At 40.5% G+C, this 18580-nt stretch carries 21 protein-coding genes and 1 riboswitch; of the genes, 3 read left to right on the top strand and 18 right to left on the bottom strand.

All coding sequences use genetic code 11. The features are described from left to right. Positions 1-168: 168 nt before the first annotated feature. The 9 genes from QI30_RS15340 to QI30_RS15380 form a co-directional block, all read right to left on the bottom strand. Positions 169-882, bottom strand: a complete 714-nt coding sequence (locus QI30_RS15340; protein WP_126991466.1) for a YebC/PmpR family DNA-binding transcriptional regulator — start codon at positions 880-882, stop codon at positions 169-171. Between the two features lie 253 nt (positions 883-1135). Beyond that, a complete protein-coding gene (gene ypfJ, locus QI30_RS15345) occupies positions 1136-1984 on the bottom strand; it encodes a KPN_02809 family neutral zinc metallopeptidase (protein ID WP_126991467.1) in 849 nt (282 codons plus the stop codon). Between the two features lie 72 nt (positions 1985-2056). Next, positions 2057-3580 (bottom strand): methyl-accepting chemotaxis protein, encoded by a 1524-nt coding sequence (locus tag QI30_RS15350; RefSeq protein ID WP_126991468.1) that lies wholly within the window; start codon positions 3578-3580, stop codon positions 2057-2059. A 140-nt stretch (positions 3581-3720) separates the two neighbouring features. Continuing rightward, the gene (locus QI30_RS15355) at positions 3721-4167 is read right to left on the bottom strand and encodes a low molecular weight protein-tyrosine-phosphatase (protein WP_126991469.1); all 447 of its coding nucleotides are present in this window, start codon (positions 4165-4167) and stop codon (positions 3721-3723) included. Between the two features lie 58 nt (positions 4168-4225). After that, positions 4226-4768 (bottom strand): signal peptidase I, encoded by a 543-nt coding sequence (gene lepB / locus QI30_RS15360; RefSeq protein ID WP_126991470.1) that lies wholly within the window; start codon positions 4766-4768, stop codon positions 4226-4228. Between the two features lie 145 nt (positions 4769-4913). Next, positions 4914-5201: a helix-turn-helix domain-containing protein gene (locus QI30_RS15365; protein WP_126991471.1), complete on the bottom strand. Its 288-nt coding sequence runs from the start codon at positions 5199-5201 to the stop codon at positions 4914-4916. 90 nt (positions 5202-5291) lie between these two features. Further along, positions 5292-5894 carry a lysophospholipid acyltransferase family protein gene (locus QI30_RS15370; protein ID WP_126991472.1) on the bottom strand — a complete coding sequence of 201 codons (603 nt, stop codon included), beginning with the start codon at positions 5892-5894 and terminating at the stop codon, positions 5292-5294. Between the two features lie 395 nt (positions 5895-6289). Further along, entirely contained in the window at positions 6290-6805 is a 516-nt protein-coding gene (locus QI30_RS15375; RefSeq protein WP_126991473.1) for a DUF2179 domain-containing protein, read from the bottom strand. 94 nt (positions 6806-6899) lie between these two features. Then, positions 6900-7091, bottom strand: a complete 192-nt coding sequence (locus tag QI30_RS15380) for a hypothetical protein (protein ID WP_126991474.1) — start codon at positions 7089-7091, stop codon at positions 6900-6902. Between the two features lie 149 nt (positions 7092-7240). On the opposite strand from QI30_RS15380, the gene QI30_RS15385 reads away from it, so the two are divergent. Then, entirely contained in the window at positions 7241-7732 is a 492-nt protein-coding gene (locus QI30_RS15385) for a VanZ family protein (RefSeq protein WP_233600615.1), read from the top strand. Between the two features lie 15 nt (positions 7733-7747). Here the strand turns inward: QI30_RS15385 and QI30_RS15390 are convergent, their stop codons facing one another. The 5 genes from QI30_RS15390 to QI30_RS15410 all read right to left on the bottom strand — a co-directional run bounded on the left by QI30_RS15390 (position 7748) and on the right by QI30_RS15410 (position 13062). Continuing rightward, a complete protein-coding gene (locus QI30_RS15390; RefSeq protein ID WP_126991475.1) occupies positions 7748-8260 on the bottom strand; it encodes a GNAT family N-acetyltransferase in 513 nt (170 codons plus the stop codon). 11 nt (positions 8261-8271) lie between these two features. Further along, a complete protein-coding gene (locus tag QI30_RS15395) occupies positions 8272-9603 on the bottom strand; it encodes an FAD-dependent oxidoreductase (RefSeq protein ID WP_126991476.1) in 1332 nt (443 codons plus the stop codon). 171 nt (positions 9604-9774) lie between these two features. Then, complete coding sequence (locus tag QI30_RS15400; RefSeq protein WP_126991477.1) at positions 9775-10608, bottom strand: putative RNA methyltransferase; 834 nt, start codon at positions 10606-10608, stop codon at positions 9775-9777. Between the two features lie 67 nt (positions 10609-10675). Beyond that, the gene (locus QI30_RS15405) at positions 10676-12019 is read right to left on the bottom strand and encodes an MATE family efflux transporter (protein WP_126991478.1); all 1344 of its coding nucleotides are present in this window, start codon (positions 12017-12019) and stop codon (positions 10676-10678) included. 113 nt (positions 12020-12132) lie between these two features. Continuing rightward, complete coding sequence (locus tag QI30_RS15410) at positions 12133-13062, bottom strand: 1,4-dihydroxy-2-naphthoate polyprenyltransferase (RefSeq protein ID WP_126991479.1); 930 nt, start codon at positions 13060-13062, stop codon at positions 12133-12135. A 125-nt stretch (positions 13063-13187) separates the two neighbouring features. On the opposite strand from QI30_RS15410, the gene QI30_RS15415 reads away from it, so the two are divergent. Further along, on the top strand, positions 13188-13628 hold the full coding sequence (locus QI30_RS15415) for a GNAT family N-acetyltransferase (protein ID WP_126991480.1): 441 nt from the start codon (positions 13188-13190) through the stop codon (positions 13626-13628). Between the two features lie 12 nt (positions 13629-13640). Here the strand turns inward: QI30_RS15415 and QI30_RS15420 are convergent, their stop codons facing one another. From QI30_RS15420 to QI30_RS15430, 3 genes are all read right to left on the bottom strand, one after another. Then, a complete protein-coding gene (locus QI30_RS15420; RefSeq protein WP_126991481.1) occupies positions 13641-14534 on the bottom strand; it encodes a DMT family transporter in 894 nt (297 codons plus the stop codon). 86 nt (positions 14535-14620) lie between these two features. Next, a complete protein-coding gene (locus tag QI30_RS15425; RefSeq protein WP_126991482.1) occupies positions 14621-14806 on the bottom strand; it encodes a hypothetical protein in 186 nt (61 codons plus the stop codon). A 77-nt stretch (positions 14807-14883) separates the two neighbouring features. Further along, complete coding sequence (locus QI30_RS15430) at positions 14884-16710, bottom strand: APC family permease (RefSeq protein WP_126991483.1); 1827 nt, start codon at positions 16708-16710, stop codon at positions 14884-14886. Between the two features lie 78 nt (positions 16711-16788). Beyond that, positions 16789-16932: riboswitch (cyclic di-AMP (ydaO/yuaA leader) on the bottom strand. 136 nt (positions 16933-17068) lie between these two features. On the opposite strand from QI30_RS15430, the gene QI30_RS15435 reads away from it, so the two are divergent. Next, a complete protein-coding gene (locus QI30_RS15435) occupies positions 17069-17263 on the top strand; it encodes a hypothetical protein (RefSeq protein ID WP_126991484.1) in 195 nt (64 codons plus the stop codon). Here the strand turns inward: QI30_RS15435 and QI30_RS15440 are convergent. Next, a complete protein-coding gene (locus QI30_RS15440) occupies positions 17235-18476 on the bottom strand; it encodes an MFS transporter (RefSeq protein ID WP_126991485.1) in 1242 nt (413 codons plus the stop codon). The two genes, QI30_RS15435 and QI30_RS15440, sit on opposite strands and share 29 nt — an antisense overlap. Between the last annotated feature and the right edge of the window lie 104 nt (positions 18477-18580).

The raw sequence follows: 18580 nt of genomic DNA on the forward strand, positions 1-18580 counted from the left end.
TTTTTCTTCCTTCTATATAAACCTATTTTACTATTTAATACAGATACTTACAATCAAACGAAACATTTTACACAAACTGTACACATATAATGGAAACGTTCATTTTTAACGCAAAAAAGCAGGTAGCGCATTTACATACGCTACCTGCTTCAGCCTTAAAACGAAAAATTAAAGCTCTACGTTATGGAAAATTTGTTGTACATCTTCAAGCTCGTCTAAAGCATCAATCATTTTTTCAAATTGTGCTTTTGATTCGTCATCAAGTTGTACTTCTGTTTGTGGAAGCATTGAAATTTCAGCTACTGTGAATTCTTCGATGCCTTCCGCTTTTAATGCATTATCTACTTTTGCGAAGTCTGTTGGCTCAGCATAGATAATTGTTACATCGCCTTCTTCAAATACGTCACGAATGTCGATGTCAGCCATGATAAATGTTTCTAATAACTCGTCTGCCGATTTACCTTCCACACCGAAAACAGCTGTTTTTGTGAACATATAATCTACTGAACCTTTTACGCCCATGTTACCGCCGTTTTTACCGAAAGCAGCACGTACGTCAGAAGCAGTACGGTTTACGTTGTTTGTTAGGGCATCTACGATTACCATTGAACCGTTTGGACCGAAACCTTCGTAGCGTAATTCGTCGAATACTTCATCCACATTACCTTTCGCTTTGTCGATTGCGCGGTCGATGATGTGTTTTGGTACGCTATATGTTTTTGCACGTTCTAAAACGATTTTTAGAGCGCCATTTGATTCTGGATCAGGTTCGCCTGATTTTGCCGCTACATAAATTTCACGACCAAATTTAGCGTTAATACGGCTAGCATCTTTATCTTTTGCTGCCTTTTTTTCTTTAATGTTATTCCACTTACGTCCCATGTAATTTCACTCTCTTTCAAAATTAGGATACATTTAAATGACGTTGTGGGCAGAAAAATAGCGCCCACAGAAGGACGAGCCATTAATGGACTTTATTATACACTATTCGAATACTCGGAAAAAGGAAAAGTTATACAAGGTCCATCCCTTTTCAACAGAAAAGGAGACGTAATCTACAAAAAAGGATGCGACCTTTCACAAAAAATAACAAGCAGAAACCAGCATAAGCTATGATTTCTGCTTGTAGGTATCCCTATAAATCTGAGGCGCTAAATGTATTGCCATGTTTTAAATCGCCGTATTCATAGCCTCGTTCTAGCCATTTCATACGTTGTGCAGAAGTACCATGCGTAAATGTTTCTGGTACGGCATAGCCCTGTGCTTGTTTTTGAAGTGTATCATCACCGATTGCACTTGCTGCTTTAATCGCCTCTGAGAAATCACTCTTATCTAAATATTGCTTATTATGATGCGCGAATACGCCCGCATAATAATCCGCCTGTAGCTCAAGCTTTACAGACAAGGCGTTCGCCTGCTCTTTTGATACTTGGCGCTGTTCTTTACTTACTTTTGTTGATGTACCTAATAAATACTGCACATGATGTCCAACCTCATGTGCTACGACGTACGCCATCGCAAAATCACCAGGTGCCTTAAACTGATTTTTTAATTCCTGATAAAAACTCAAATCAATGTAGAGCTTCTGATCACCCGGACAATAAAATGGCCCAACTGCGGAAGTTGCACTACCACAAGCGGTCGAGACACTGTTGGTAAATAATACGAGCGTTGGGTTTTTGTATGTTAAGTTATTTTCTTTGAAAACATCCTTCCATACATCCTCTGTATCAGCGAGCACAACGCTCACAAAATCTGCAAGCTCTTCCTCTTCAGCAGTTGGCTCATAATTTTGTGTTGCTTGATTTGTTTGATTCGTAGAAGAGTTATTCATAATGTCCGTTGGATTGCCACCAAGTAATGTATAGATAATGACAACGATAATTCCGAGACCACCAAGACCACCGCCAAGTGCTAGGCCGCCACCACTTCTACCACGTTGGTCTTCGACATTGCTACTTTTTCTTCTGCCTTTCCATTCCATATCGAAACACCTCACTTTGTCGTTGATATACCCTTATTTTCCCACAAAAAAACAGCGGTTAACACCACTGTTTTACGCTTTTCTCAGTTTTTCAGCTGTTTGTACCATATCCGATGAGATTTGATGCAAAACATGCACGAGTTCTGCTGTATTTTTGACGCTACTGACTTGCTGCTCCGCCTGATTCATAATTACTGCGGTCGTCTGCTGATTTTCTTTTAATAGTGACGTGATACGATACAAATTCTCAAGCGTCGCCTTCGAAGTTTCGTCTACTTTTAATGAATAACTAGCAGATTGTGTTAAGAGCTCCGTCGTACTTAGTGTGTCCTGTGTAATTTGTTTAAAGGTCATTTCAGAATCATTCATATACGCGTCACTATCGTTTAACTGCGACACGACCGTTTGCATATCGCCGAGCATTTGCTTTGCATGCGTAATACTGGTTGTGCTTTGCTGTTGAATGGACAATGCTATCTTATCTGAGGCCTCCGCAAGCGCTGATACCTCACTTGCCACTACTGCGAAACCTGCACCGTGCGCACCAGCCCGTGACGCTTCAATCGAAGCATTTAATGCCAGCAGTTTCGTCTGTCGTGCAATACCATTAATTTTTTGTGCCAGTTGGTCAATTTGCTGTACCTGCTGCTGATACGTTTCAATTGTCAATGCGAGCTCATGTACAGATGCTGTTGATTTTTTAAATTGCTGTTGTGTATTACCAATAAGCTGTTGACCATTCATCGCATTCTCCGAAACATACTGTGCCTTTTGCTGCCCCTCTACTGCAAGTTGTGTGACATTTGCTAAATCTGCACTTAATGCCATCATCTTCTGCTCAGACGATTCTAAATCATGTACTTGTAAATCCATTGTTGTCGATAAATTCGTAATCGACTCACGCGTATGCTCAATCGATTCATGTGATTTTACAGAGCTTGATACGAGTTCCTCTGCTGTTTGCTGTAAGTGTGTCACTGTTCGTTCAAAAACCGTCAAAATCGACTGTCGTTCCTCTGTTAATAGCTGCTGTCTCGTGTGCTCCTCCTCTTTAATCGCCTGATTACGCTGTACAATTAGCACGATATTCGCCGCGCTCGTAAAAATTAAAAATACAGCATGAATCATAAGTAATCTAAAATGATAGTCATGTGTACCACAAATCAGTTCCGGAAATAAAAAATAACCTGCAAAATGATGTACCGCAAAAAGAATCGTACTCAGCACAATCATACGAACAGACCCTAAAAAAGCAATCATCGCAAGCACCATAAAAATGGAAAAATGATACTCCACCATGCCATTACCCATCGCAATAATCGCCATCGATGCAAAGGTATTTGAAAGCGTCAGTACAGTCGGTAGCATGTCATGATTTGGATTACGTTTATACAATATCGTACTCATAGCAAGTAACAACATTGCTATGCTAAAAAAGCTCCAACGTAGTAACTCAATCGACCAGTGATGTTTCCCTTCATGATGCATCAGTTGATAGTCTGCTAGGAAATGAAATTGCTGATGTAAAATCATGACGGTGATCATAAGCATTACGGTCAACGATGTTAAAATAATCATTAGCTTATGCTTATTCATTTTGTGTTACACCTCTTTTATTATTTTTTTCGTTTGCTCTTTCATTCCCATAGACCTACTATTCGCAAACATCTATATCTTTTAAACTACTAAAAATATAAAAAAAACAGGAAGCATTTATTGCCTCCTGCTCATATCTATTAGCACAATTTCTCTAGTAATTTCGTACAGCCTTCTAAGCAAAGCTGATATGTTTCCTCAAAATCCCCCGTATAGTATGGGTCTGGTACTTCTTTTACTGTATGTGTGGTTAAATCAAGCAAGCGAAGGACTTCTTTGTCTCCACCTAAAATACGGCGCGTATTTTCAACATTACTCTCGTCCATGCAAATAAAATAATCAAATCGCTCGCTGTCCTCTTTCGTCAGCGGGCGACTATACATGCCTTCTGTTGAAATGTCGTGTTCTCGAAGTTTCGCAAGCGTCCCCTTATGCGGGCGCTCTCCCTCATGCCAGCCGGCTGTTCCCGCTGAATCAATCGTAAATGCTGCTTCTAGGTTTTGTTGCTTTACTAAATCTCGAAAAATCGCCTCTGCCATCGGTGAGCGACAAATATTGCCTAAACAAATGAATACTACCTTTTTCATTCTTTTCCTCCATTAAAAAAGAGCTAGAAGAAATCATTCCCTCTAACTCATTTATTTGTTAGTTCCAAGGCCAGTAGCGGAATAATACTTTCCCATCCACTGCATCTTTTGTAATAAAGCCATACGCACGCCCATCGCTACTATTTGGGCGATTATCACCTAATACGAAATAAGAATCTTTCGGTACTTCTGTTTTACCAGTTACTTCTTGCATTGTGAAGTCCTCTGTATATTTAAGACCTGTCTCTTTTTCATATTGTGCAGCTGCTTCTTTAATATAATCTTGTTTTACTTCTTTACCATTCACGTAAAGTTTTTCATCTTTCACTTCGACATTATCGCCTGGTAAGCCGATGATACGTTTAATATAATGATCATCTTCTACAGGAGATTGGAATACGATGACGTCATCATAATCCAGACCACCTGGCTTTAAAATCATGACACGATCATTATTATGATAGGTTGGCTCCATCGATTCACCTTTTACGGTTACGGGTGCTAGTAAAAATTGACGTACAACAAATGCAATAACAACCGCTACAAGAATTGGTACGACCCATGATAAAAGCTCTTTTGATTTACTTTGCTTTGCTTCCATTTTCTCATCACCTTTAATTTTATGAATTCTTCAATATTATGCCATTCTTTTTAAAATTGCGCTATTCACGACAGTACATTAGACAAAAAAAGGAGCAACTAGGTTCCCTTCACCTAATCACTCCTATTTTATACGTAAACCCCTATTAGTTTATGTATTGTTTTAGATCCTCTAGATGTTGTTCTGTGATGCCTAAAACTTCATAAACTTTTTGTAATGTTGTTTCGCGGACCTTTGTATCTCCACGTTCGATGCGGCTAACTGTTTTTTGAGTAACATTCGCTTTTTCTGCAAGCTCAGACTGTGTTAAGCCTACATTCATGCGTTTTTTGAAAATAATTTGGCTACGGTGTTCTGCCATTAACTCTACTGCTGATTTTTCATGTACGGCCTTACCTTGTTCTGTATTTTCTAAAATGTTAACTGTTACCATCGAATCCACCACTCCTAATTTTGTATGAATTTGCAAGTAGCAGCATTCCCAAAAATAGTTTATCGCATGTAGTATCCCCTTTGCGGTTGACTATTTCTCAGCAGCAATTTTTCGTTGTAATTCTTGTCGAAGCTCGTCAATTGTCTGTTCTAAGCGGTGAGTATATTCATCGCGACCTTCTTTACCCTTCGCCTCTACATAAAAAGGCTCTCCGAAAATTAAATATCCCTTTTGACGCTTGAAGACATCTTTCGGATTGTTCGGGCCGATATATGCTGCGGGAACTACTGGCGCCTTGGCTAATTGCGCGATTGTAATTGTCCCTTGTTTCAAAGAATCTCCCTCGGCATTTCGGGTGCCACTTGGAAAAATCCCTACCACCTTGCCTTCTTTTAAAAGCTGACGCGGTACTTTAATTACACTTGGACCTGGATTATCGCGATCAACTGGAAAAGCATTCATTTTCCCGATAAACCAGCCAAGCCCCTTAATATCAAAAAGTTGTTTTTTCGCCATGAAATGAATTGGCGTTGGATAAATAGAAACACCTAGATTCAAAATATCAATCCAACCTGTATGCGTACAAGCGATAATATAGCCGCCCTCTGTCGGTAAATTATTCTTGTTATAAACCTTTACTTTGTTAAATAATCCTAAAAACCAAATTACAAACCTTGCTACTCGTTTATACATTTTTATCTCCAGCCTTTACAAAATTTCGGACCAATCCGTCCCACTTTGTATCGTGACCTTTTTCCACCAACTCGTCAACTACCTGTGGACAAATCGATGTGACAAAAATACAAAAACTTCGCATTGAATCGTCGGCTTTTATCTTCCTATATGTAAATATTGTAAATGAATTTTCAAAAAATTAAAGCCCTATTTAGATAAAATCTTTAAATTATTTTGTTTTTTCAAAAAATTTACGTTTAAAAGAGCGATTTTTGACATAAATAATCCAATTTTTCACTCCCTATTTATGACATAAAAAGATAAATTTCGTTTCTAGAAAAACTGCAGTAACGACTATATGTCCTCCTGACATGGAAAAAACGATAACATAGTCATGTTATCGTTTTGTGCGTTTAGCCCCTCATTTGTTTTGCGAGAAAGCCACCATTTAATTTATTTGGCTCGTACGATACGATAAATGCTTTCGGCCACATTTGTAAAATCGCCGCGCGCAGTTTCTTTTCGTTTTTTCGTTTTGCGATAACGGTCATACATAATTTACGCCCGTCCTTCCCGTCCGCAAACCAAGATGTGACACCATATCCTCGTTCACGAAGTTGCGAAACGATTTCAAACTCAGCGGCATCGACAATGATTTCAAATAATACATAGCCAAGCGCTAGACGGCGTTCAATTAGGCTACCGACGTAGACACCAAGTCCCCAACCGAAGCAGTACGCGGCCATATTCCATGGATTTGAGATTTCATCAAGCACCATTGTCAGACCGATTAAATACACAAATACTTCAACCATCGATAAAATGGAGGCAACCTTTGTATATCCCTTAATTACCATAATTAGGCGTAGTGTTGTCAGCGTCATATACGTGACATTAATGATGATAATTAAAATAACTGTTTCTAACATGGGATGCACCCCCTTACCTCATTTCTATTCCCTCCTCGTATGTATTTACGCATAAAAAAAGCCTCCACATAGTATGTGTGAGACTTTTTTTAATTTAAGATATGCGTTTTTTGACATCTTGCTTTTGCAAGAAAAAGTACAGTAAAATGACGGAAATAATATTTAGTAAAATACCACCAATTAAACACGCCCATTGGATATGAGGAGGAAGCACGCGCGTCATGCCAAATGTGATGCTTAAACAACCAATCACAATACATATTAAATAGGCTGGTAATCGATTCATTCATGTTCCTCCTCATTGTTTATTATCGCCAATACTATCATTTATTATATGAAATGTCTAAATACTTTATTTATTTGAGCTATTGTTGTCATGCAATTGACATCTTTTTATGGTAAATTATTAAGGATTAACAGAAAGGCGCTGATGTTTTGCGTTTTATAAAATTTTTACCATTAATCTTCTTGATTATTATTATTTTCATTTCATCAGCTACACCCTACCAGCAACAAAGTATCGTACCTGATTTGATGAAATGGTTACCTGGCGAACCACTTAATAGCATATTATCACGTATTCATATTCCGTATTACGGCATGGATATTTCCGTTGAGACACGTGGCTATTATTACTTTTTAGAATTTCTTGTACGTAAGTTTGCACATATTACAGCATTTGGCGCGATTGCCATTGCGGTTTATATTGCGCTTCCTAAACGACGTCTGCGCTACGTACTATCACTTGTCGTAACCTTCTTTTTTGCTTGTATTGATGAACTTCATCAACATTTTACATCTGGGCGTACTGCTTCGATGCAAGATGTATTTCTTGATACATTTGGCGGGATTTTATGGCTAACGATTTTTGTGCTCATTGCACGCAAAGTTAAAAAATCACCTACAAAAAAGGAGACAGCTCAGTAGCTCGTCTCCTTTTTTCTATAATAAGTAGGTCATTAAATATTCATCAATAAATTCCCCGTCTTCATCACGAATAGACTTTTTATCAATGCCCACCACTTCAAAGCCAAGTTTTTTATAAAGCTCAAATGCCGGCTCGTTGCTTGTGAAAACGCCAAGGTCAAGCTTTTCTAATTCCGCATGCTCGCGCGACCAATTAATAATTTCTTTCATAATCGCGGCGCCTGCACCGTTACCACGTGCATCTGGTGACACATAGACCGAGCCGATGTAACCGCGATGCTTCGTTTTAATCGCTGTTTCAAGTGTCAAAGTAGCTACACCTAATAACTGCCCATTGATAAAGGCTCCAAAAATATGTTCATGATCTTTTTTAATCGTCTTTTCGACACGCTCGACCGGATTATCATGACTTGTCGCTTCTGTATACGTTTCACCAAAAGCTCCAGGATCCTGCTTTAATGCCTCTTTACGCAGTGCCCAGTATGCTTTCGCATCACTTTCTTCTAACAATCGAATTTCCATTGTCATCGTATCACCTCTTAAAATTGTCGTTTTGCTAATTGTTGAATGGGATCCCAGACAGAGTTAAATGGCGGCGCATACGATAAATCTAAATCTAATAAATCACGTAATGTCATACGCTGCTGAAGAGCTGTCGCAAAAACATCTAGGCGCTTATCGACGCCTTCCTTGCCGATGATTTGCATACCAAGTAGCTCCTGTGTGCGTTTACGCCAAATAATTTTCAGCGTCAAGGCCTCAACACCCGGGTAATAATCTGCATGATTCCCCGCTTCATGTGTATATGTTTCATATTGGTAGCCTGCTTTTTGCACTTCAAGCTCATTTAAGCCGGTCTTCCCAATTTGTAAATCAAAGCATTTTAAAATCGATGTGCCCACAATCCCTCGGAACTCATCAGGAATATCTGCCATATTTAAGCCTGCTAGACGCCCTTGTTTATTCGCCGTTGTACCGAGCGGGATGTAGTCATTTTTACTTTTCACATTATGATAATGGGACGCACAATCTCCTGCCGCATAAACGTACTGCATGCTTGTTTCTAAATGAGGGTTCACCAGTACCGCCCCATTTTTCAATGTATAAATGCCACTATCTTCTAGGAATGCTGTATTCGGCTCAACACCTACCGCCTCAACGACAATATCTGTCGGGTAGCTTGCATGCTCGGTGCGTACCGCCGTCACATGATCCTCTCCCTCGTAGCCAAGCAGCTTTTCATTAAAAATAACTTCGACGCCTTTTTCTTTTAGTTCCGTATGAATTTTTTCAGCAAATGAATACTCTAAGAAGCTTGCGACTTGCTTGCCACGTAAAATCATGCGTACTTTTTTGCCAGCATTCGTAAATGTTTCCGCAAGCTCAAGCGCGATATAGCCACCGCCAATAATCGTGACATGCTCGACATCCGCCATTTTCGCCTTCACATCATTCGTATGTGGAATTGTTTTAAAATAATAGATGCCCTCTAATGGATAGTCTGCATCATCAAGCGCTTTGCGTGGCTCTGCACCTGTCGCAATTAATAGACGGTCATAGCTTTCTTCAAATGGCTCATTCGTATCCGTTTTATAGCCGTATACAACGCGCTCAATACAATCAACCTTCGTCACACAATGACCTGTGCGTGCGTCAATGCCATACTTTTCATTAAACTGTGCCGCCGTTTTATGTACAACATCCTCGGCATTTGGCACGCGTCCATCTAACACATAAGGTAACCCACATTGTCCATACGAATAATGCTGCCCCTTATCTAACGTTGTGATTTTTGCTTCCTTATCATGGCGATAAATTTCCATTGCGGCACTCATTCCGGCCGCATCGCCTCCAACAATTACATATTTCATATCCGTTCACCCCACTCAGTCTTTTCCCCGTCATTCCTAATTCAAAACGATACAAAAAAAAGACTAGGACAAAACACGTCATTTTCCTTTTTTAGCGTTCGCAACGAAAACCCGGAACCGCACCACAGCGCGATTCCGGTTGTTTTTACACGTAGGTCAAAGTCTCTTTTCTTATTGCCCGATTAGTACATCTACATCAATCGTAATCTCCGTTAGCATACCCGCTTCAATTTGCTGCTCTTGATGCCAGCCCATGGGCGTCATATGCGCAAGTAACGGTACAAGCTCACTGCGAATTGGCAATGTCGTCGTCACGCGCTGTACGCGCACGTCGTCAAAGTTTTCACTAAAGCGTGCAACTGTCTTATCATTCGAATACGATTCCTTCTCTGAATCCGCAAAAAATAGCGCACGTAATTCACGTAAATAACCTGCCTGTGGCACGATTTTAATAACCTTCCCGTTCGGTTTTAAAATACGCTTAAACTCTTCGTAATTTGCTGGTGATAAGAAATTCAAAATGACATCAAAGGCATTTTCCGCATACGGACTTTTCGCTAGGTCGCCAACTACCCACATCATATCTGCGTAGTTTTTCGCCGCCTGCACGATGCCTTCTTTCGCAATATCAATCCCTGATGCCACCATGCTAGATGCGTAGCTCTCCTTTAATTTCGCTAAATGCGAGCCCTCACCGCAGCCCGTATCAAGAATCGCCACATCTCCGTCTAGCTCTGCTAAAATCACGTTGTAGACAGCGCGGTATAACTCACTATCAATGACTTCCTTACGCGCCTCAAATAATGATTTATCGTACATCGATGTTGCTGGATGCGTCATCATGTTGACATAGCCCTGCTTCGCCATATCAAATGAATGATTCTCCTCGCAGCGCACTGTTCCATTTTCCTCTACCATCATCGCCTCATGACAAATCGGACATTGTAGTAGCGCACGATGCTGTGCGAAATAGTTCGCCGCACGTTGTTTTTTTGTTAGTCCCACAAAAACACCTCATATAAAAAGGAGGCACAATTTTGGCCTCCGCATTTTTTTCTTTTAGTATACCATGCTATTTTGGTGACACGAGAATATGGCGCTCCCATTTCCTGCTTTTCCAGCGAATCATAACAACAATCGCGCGGAACCATTCATCCGCCGCAATCGCAAGCCAAATACCTGGTAAGCCCATATCCAAATGGAACACAAGGAAGTAACCAAGCGGCACACTCATGCATAGCATCGATACAATCCCTAGCATGAGCGGGAATGTCGCATCCCCTGCCGCACGCAATGTATTAATAATCGTAATGTTCACCGTACGACCTGTCTCCAGTAAAATACTGAGCACTAATACACTCGCACCAATTTTCACGACCTCTTCATTGTCTGTAAAAATACGCATAAACGGTTCACGGAAAATAATGACTACAGCGACCATGACGAGTGTGAAGCCCATTGCCCAGCGGACACTACGCCACACCTGGTCATACGCCTCGTCCTTTCGCCCAGCGCCGACATAGCGCCCGACAATAATCGCCGTCCCCGCACCAATCGCCATCGCGAATAAATACGTAAACATCGAAATATTATATGCGTACTGACGTGCAGCTAGTGCCTCCGCGCTAATATACGTTACGAAATACATTAATAAAATTTGGCAAGTTTGATACAATACTTGCTCAAGCGCAGCCGGAATACCGATTTTGAAAATCTTCTTAATATACGCCATCGGTAGCGCCACATAATCACGCCATTTAATTTTCACTTCAAGCACGCGGTACAATAGCCAGAAGAACACAATAAGTGCTAGTCCACGACTAATGACAGAAGAAATTGCCGCCCCCTGCACTCCTAGCTCTGGCGCCCCAAACTTACCGAAAATCAGCACATAATTTAAAATGATATGCACGATATTCATGCCAAGTGACACGTACATCGCCTGCTTCGTGAAGCTATGGACACGAACGATGGCAGCCGTCGCATTAATTAATGCCTGTAGGAAAATCCCGCCACCAATAATAATTAAATACTGCTCCGCATACATCAGTACATCACCATGTAAATTCATCGCAATCATCATCTGTTTTGAAAACAGCACAAATAGAATACTTAAAACTAAGCCGAACACTAAATTCATGAAAATCGCAACAGCGGTAATCTTCGGCACCTCATTTAAACGACGTGATCCGATATACTGCGCCACTACGATAGAAGCACCATTACCGATGACTTCCATAATTAAAATCGTCACATGAATAAACTGATTGGCTGTCCCAACACCGGCCACTGCTTCATCTGCTAACTTACTTAGCATTAGCGTATCGACAATACCCATCAGCGTAAATAACAGCATCTCTAAAAAGATGGGCCATGTTAGTGAAAACAAATTCAATTTTTCTTTCATCGTTTCCATAAAGTGCCTCCTTTTTTCATAATAACTGATGTATCATAGCATAATTTTTCAAAAAGCGGTATAGCAAAACTCCATAAAAAAACAGGAAGCGCCGCGAAGCACTCCCTGACTTTTTATTTCATTACATAGGCGATAATTAAACCAATCGATAATAAGAAACCGAAAAATGTATTGGTCATCGCTGTTGATTTCATGGCTAGGCCTTGCTTTTGTGGTACGCCTTCACCCTCGCGGAAATTCTTAATGGCCGCAATTGGTTTTGGCACACATAGTAAGACGATTAATAACCAAGGGCTCACTTCACCTAAAATAACTAAGCCGATAATCCATAAATACGAGATGATAAAGCTAATCGCAAGTACTGTAATCGCTTTATCACGACCTAATAAAATCGCTAGTGTTTTACGGCCACCAATCGTATCTTCTTTAATATCACGAATATTATTCGACATATTAATGGCACCAACTAAAATTCCTAGTGGCACGGATACTAAAAAGCTCGTCATGCTCACCGTACCTGTTTGGATGAAGTAGGCAATTAAAATAAAACCAATCCCCATGCACAGACCGGCGAATAATTCGCCAAATGGTGTATACGCAATTGGGTACGGTCCACCTGTGTATAAGTAGCCGACCGCCATCCCGATTAAGCCGATAACGACTAGCCACCAGCTACTCGCCATACAAATGTAGACGCCAATTGCCATGGCAATCGCATACAGTACAAGTGCAAATGCAAGCACCGTTGATGGCTTTGTACCATGACGCACGAGGGCGCCACCAATTCCTACAGAATCCGCTGTATCTAAACCGCGTTTAAAGTCATAGTATTCATTAAATAAGTTTGTCGCGATTTGTAAGCATAAGCAACATACAAGCATCGCGATAAATAAAAGCCAATCGATTTTCGTATCAAAAAGCGCTAGCGCCGTCCCTAAAATAACAGGAGAAAATGTCGCTGTTAATGTATGCGGACGTGTTAACTGCCACATTAATTTCGCTGTGCTAATATCTTCGATTGGTTGTTGCATTGGTTGACCCATATCACAACTTCCTTTCAAATTTGTCTAACTCTATAATAGTAACGTATTTTTTAAGCGTTGCCAAAGCAGTTCTGCTCATTTTTTCGTATAATAAATACACATTGCTTAAAAAAGGAGGCATTCCCATGAAATTAACACCGATTCCCATTACAAACGACACTGATTTAGCGCGTTCATTTGCCATTCGAAAAGAGGTCTTTGTTGACGAGCAGCATGTGCCAATCGACGAGGAAATCGATGCATTTGATGTCATTGATAGCGACTGCACGCATCTCTTAATCGAAAATGACGAGGGCCAGGCAGTTGGCACAGGGCGCGTACGCTTAGTCGATGAATACGGTAAAATTCAGCGTGTAGCCGTTGTAAAACCATTTAGACAATATGGCATTGGTCGCATCATTATTTTAGCGCTTGAAAAATTAGCTGCCGCACAAGGTGCCACAAAGGCAAAACTCGATGCACAAGTTCATGCGATTGGCTTCTATGAAAAGCTTGGCTACGAGGTAAAATCCGATGTCTTTTTAGATGCCGGTATCGAGCATGTCTTAATGATAAAAGCGCTCTAACAAAAAGCGACCTTATGCGAGGTCGCTTTTGTTATCCACAGCAGCTTGTGGCACGGGTTTTAGCAATGTATAAATAATGCCACCAAAAATAAAGGCAATACCGAGTAATTGAAGCCAGCTTGGGCGGAAATTCAAAATGACTACATCCAATAAAATCGCCACAAGTGGATCAACAAACACGAGCGCCGATGTCACAAGTGCTGGTAGCTTGCGTAAACTATTAAAAAATAAATAATACACAAACCCCGTATGTATAAAGCCCGTCCCTAAAATATAAAGCCAATTTGTCGTCGACAGCCCCGAAAACTCTGCCATCGATACAATTGGTGCAAGCATAAAAATACCAACAATTGTTTGCAAAAAGGTCGTCGCATACGAGCTCAGCTGTTGAATATTTTTCCCGATAAACATCGTCATCGCATAGCAAAACGCTGATAAAATTGCCCAAATAAAGCCGGAATTTAAAAAGTTATCCACAGATTTAAATTGCTCAATCCCAACAACGAATAAACTTCCTAAAAAGCATACGACAACCGCTAGTACTGACTGAATATTTATACGTTCGCCTAAAAAAAGCGTCCCCATAATCAACACAAAAATCGGCGCTAAATTATAAATCGAAATCGCCGCTGAAATCGACATGGCTTCGAATGCTTTAAATAAAAACACCCAGTTCAATACGAGAAACACACCACAAACAAGCGTGCGAATCACTTCTCGACGTTGCCATACCTCGCGCTTCGCATAGCCAAGTAGTAGCCATAGCCCCCCTAAAAAAAGGGTCGCACAAATACAACGAATAAAAACAAGTGCCTCGGCACTCACCCCTGTCTGACGCGTGAAAAAGCCAATGGAGCCAAAAAGCGCCATTGAAACAACCATTTGTAAAGCTGCACTCTTATTCATATCCCTAGTCCTTCCTTATATGATTCTTTTTATGATACCGTTTGGCACAAAAAAAGACTATGCCTTTTCAGCATAGCCTTTATTTATTATCGATTTTTATTAAATATACTATCGGCTTCACTTTTACCCGGTAATAATAAAATACCGATTGCGAATACGATAATACCGGCGTAAAGAGTATACTCCACTGCCGTTGATTGTACGAAACCTAGTGGATGTGTAATCCCTATTAATAAAAGCACTAAGCCTCCATAAAACATTAGTAGTCTCATATCTCTTTCACTCCCTTAACTTTTTTCATAGGAAATAGACCTACTTTTCTATTGTCCAATAAATACTATATTCCCTGTTATTTTCTTTTTAAACCTACGTGATATGGAACAGTAATAATTGCGACGTCCTTTCTATATAACAGATACGTCCGCAAAAATATCCCCGTTTGATTGTGTAAGGCATATTGCCAGCGCTTATTCGGTAAAAACTGTGGAATCACAATCGATAGCTGCGCATCCTTATATTTCGCAATTTTTTGGATGCGGTCAATAACCCGTGTCATCGGCTGCAATAGCGTACGGTACGGTGAATATAGCGTGATGATGCGTGTATCCGGCTGCCAGTTTTTCCACTGCTCCTCAAATTGTTTACAATCGTCCTTTTCAAAGCTGACATGCACCGCAATAATTTGGTCTGGGTTCAATGACTTTGCATAGTTTAGCGAATGCTCCACTGTACTTGTCATACTCGCTACTGACAAAATAAAAATATTACCCTGCTTAATATCAATGACATGCTGTAGCTTCATTGCTTCATGTACCTGCGCATAATGCTGATGAATTTTATAAAAAATAAATACCATCAGTGGTAAAAATACGAGCACCGGCCAAACATGCGTGAATTTCGTTATAAAGAAAATCATCGCTACTGTAAATGAAATCAGTGCCCCAATGAAATTAATCGTCATTTTTACACCAAAGCCTTTTGGGCGCTCCCGTAACCATTTCATAAACATTCCTGTCTGTGCCAATGTAAATGGAATAAATACGCCAACCGCATACAACGGAATGAGGTTGGTCGTCTGGCCGTTAAAAACAAGTAGCAGAATAATGGCACCAATGCCAAGCATTAAAATCCCATTGGAATACCCAAGTCGGTCGCCGCGCATCTGTAACATACGCGGTAAATAATTATCCTTTGATAAACTTACCGCTAGCATCGGAAATGCTGAAAATCCTGTGTTGGCTGCTAAAATTAAAATCAATGCTGTCACAGCTTGAATAACATAATAGAACATACCATGCCCGACAATTGCCTCTGCTAATTGAGACACAATCGTATTGGTTGGTTGCGGTATGAGGCCATATACAAATGACAAATAGACAATTCCTGAAAACATCGCCGCTAATAACAGCCCCATCATCACTAATGTTTTCGTGGCGTTCACCGCTTCCGCTTTACGGAAATTCGGTACAGAATTTGAAATCGCCTCAACCCCCGTTAGAGCAGAGCTTCCGGATGCAAATGCCTTTAACAATAGAAATAAGGAAATGCCAGCGACCGGCGTCCCAATCGACGTATGCACCTGCTCTACTTGCCCAGTTGCGACATGAAATAAGCCCATAATAAGCATGATAAACATCGCACCGATAAATAAATAAACCGGATACGCAAGCACTGTTGCAGACTCTGTAATTCCTCGTAAATTCAATACCATTAATACAATGACAAATACAATGGATAACTCTAAATTATACGGCTGTAAACTTGGAAATGCCGACGTAATCGCATCGGCACCAGCAGATACACTTACTGCCACCGTCAACATATAATCAACAAGCAAAGCCCCACCGGCAATAAGCCCTGCATTCAACCCTAGATTTTCTTTTGATACAATATATGCGCCTCCGCCCTGTGGATACGCATGGATCACTTGGCGGTACGATAAAATAAGCGCCGCTAATAAAACAACAACACCCATCGCAATCGGCAGTGAATACCAGAGTGCGGCTGCACTAACCGCTACTAACACAATAAGTATTTGCTCCGGACCATACGCTACCGATGACAAGGCATCCGATGATAAAATCGCCAATGCTTTTGTTTTGGACAAACGCTTTTCACTTAATTCTGTTGATTTCAATGGTCTTCCAATAAAAATACGCTTTAATGACATCAGCATATTCAACACCTTCTTTAATTAGAATGTGTCCCTAAGCGCTTGATTGAACGAAAAAAGGCAACACCAAATAAAGGAGTTGCCATCTCCTTATAACGCTTACGAGGTTAGCTGTCGGATTCAGGCCATAAGAGTTAGCCTTACCACAATGTGGATTCACCCCAAGAAGTACAAGACTTCGTAACGATTGGTTCCCCCGCGTTTTCACTTCAGCGATTTAGAAACGATATTTTATTGCTGTTATTCTACGCCCAGCAATTTTTAAAGTAAATCTATCTAAAGTCCCGACTATTTGAAGGTTTATTTAGACTAAGTAAACGGGAACAGTAAGACAAACAACCTATTAAAGGAGGTTAAGAAAATGTTAGAAACATTAGCATGCACCTATGAGAATTTACAACTGCACATACAACAGCTCGTTGAAAGGATACAACAATCAGCCTGTCCTACAGCGCAAAGCGCACTTTATCATGAATTTCAAATTATTGATCGACAACTTCAAAAAATTGAACATCAACTTTGTTTCATCATCGAGGAGAAAGATGCTTCAATCTAGATGCTCGCAGTAAAATATAAATCATCACTAGTAATAGTGAACCCGATATAATAAAAATTAGTGACGCATCAATGTAATCAAATAAGGCACCATAAATAAGCGAGCCAATCGGTCCAATACCAACAGCTAATGTTTCAATAATGCCAAATACTCGCCCTCTATGCGCATCGTCTACTTCTCGTTGAATGACGACACCAATTGGCGTATTTGCCCAAATCGACATAGCCGAAAAAACAAACATCAACAGCATATAATAAATGAATGCTATCGACGTGCTAAAGCCTGCAACCAGTGGAACAGCAATGCATATCATGGCTATGCACATTACCGTCGCAGCACGTTTTACAAAGCGCAGCGGTCGTACTAAATCCCCGCGCATCGATAAATAAAGAGACGCCACGAGCATTCCAATTGCACCCGCACCTTGAATGATACCAACTTGCGTGGATTCAACAGATAATCTTTGCACTAAAACGAATACTAAACCCACACTTATTGCAGCCGAAAAGAAATTAATGCATACTTGTGTCATTAATAAGGACTGCACGAGCGGTTTGCTTTTTAAATACACAAAACCACTTCTCATACTCGCCATCATCGATTCTTTTTTCGCTACAAGCCTGTCCGCAAACAATGTAAAATTCATCGAAGCCTCTAAGCACAGCGCAATAAAATAAGCGATAAACATGGCCCATAAAAATACCTCCATCGATACAAAGCCGTACATCATACCCCCAATTGTCGGCCCACCAATTGCCCCAATCGAATACGACACCTGATTAAATGCCATCCCCTTTTGCACATTATGCTTACCGACCATATTCGGAATGGAGCTCGAAAACGCAATACCATTGAAGGCGCCAATCATTGAAAAGATGGCTGTAATCGTATAAATTGCTGCGACCGAAATGCCACACAGCTCCGTATAAATAATCAATGCCCCAATCGATGCTGTAATACCTGCCATACTTACTACAACGATTATTTTTCGCGGAAACCGGTCCGCCACATAACCAGCTAATGGTGCAACAAGTGCACGTGGTAGCACATTAAACATAATATTCGTCGCAAAACTTAACGCCGATCCCGTCAATTGTAAAATATACAGACTAATCCCAAAGCTAAAAACCCCAAATCCTAATGATGTTAAGAGCTTGCTGACGAAAAACGTATATAAATTAATCATTGCGCGGCGCTCTATCCATTCATTCACTCATCATTCCTCCTCCATACACACAATGATGACAGTGTAAGCGCGCGCACCTTAAAAGTCAAAATCACGATTAAAAATCACCCATTAGCTCAACAAGCGTCTTT

Origin of the sequence: Candidatus Kurthia intestinigallinarum (assembly GCF_003991225.1) — a bacterium.
Taxonomy (GTDB): Bacteria; Bacillota; Bacilli; order Bacillales_A; family Planococcaceae; genus Kurthia; species Kurthia populi.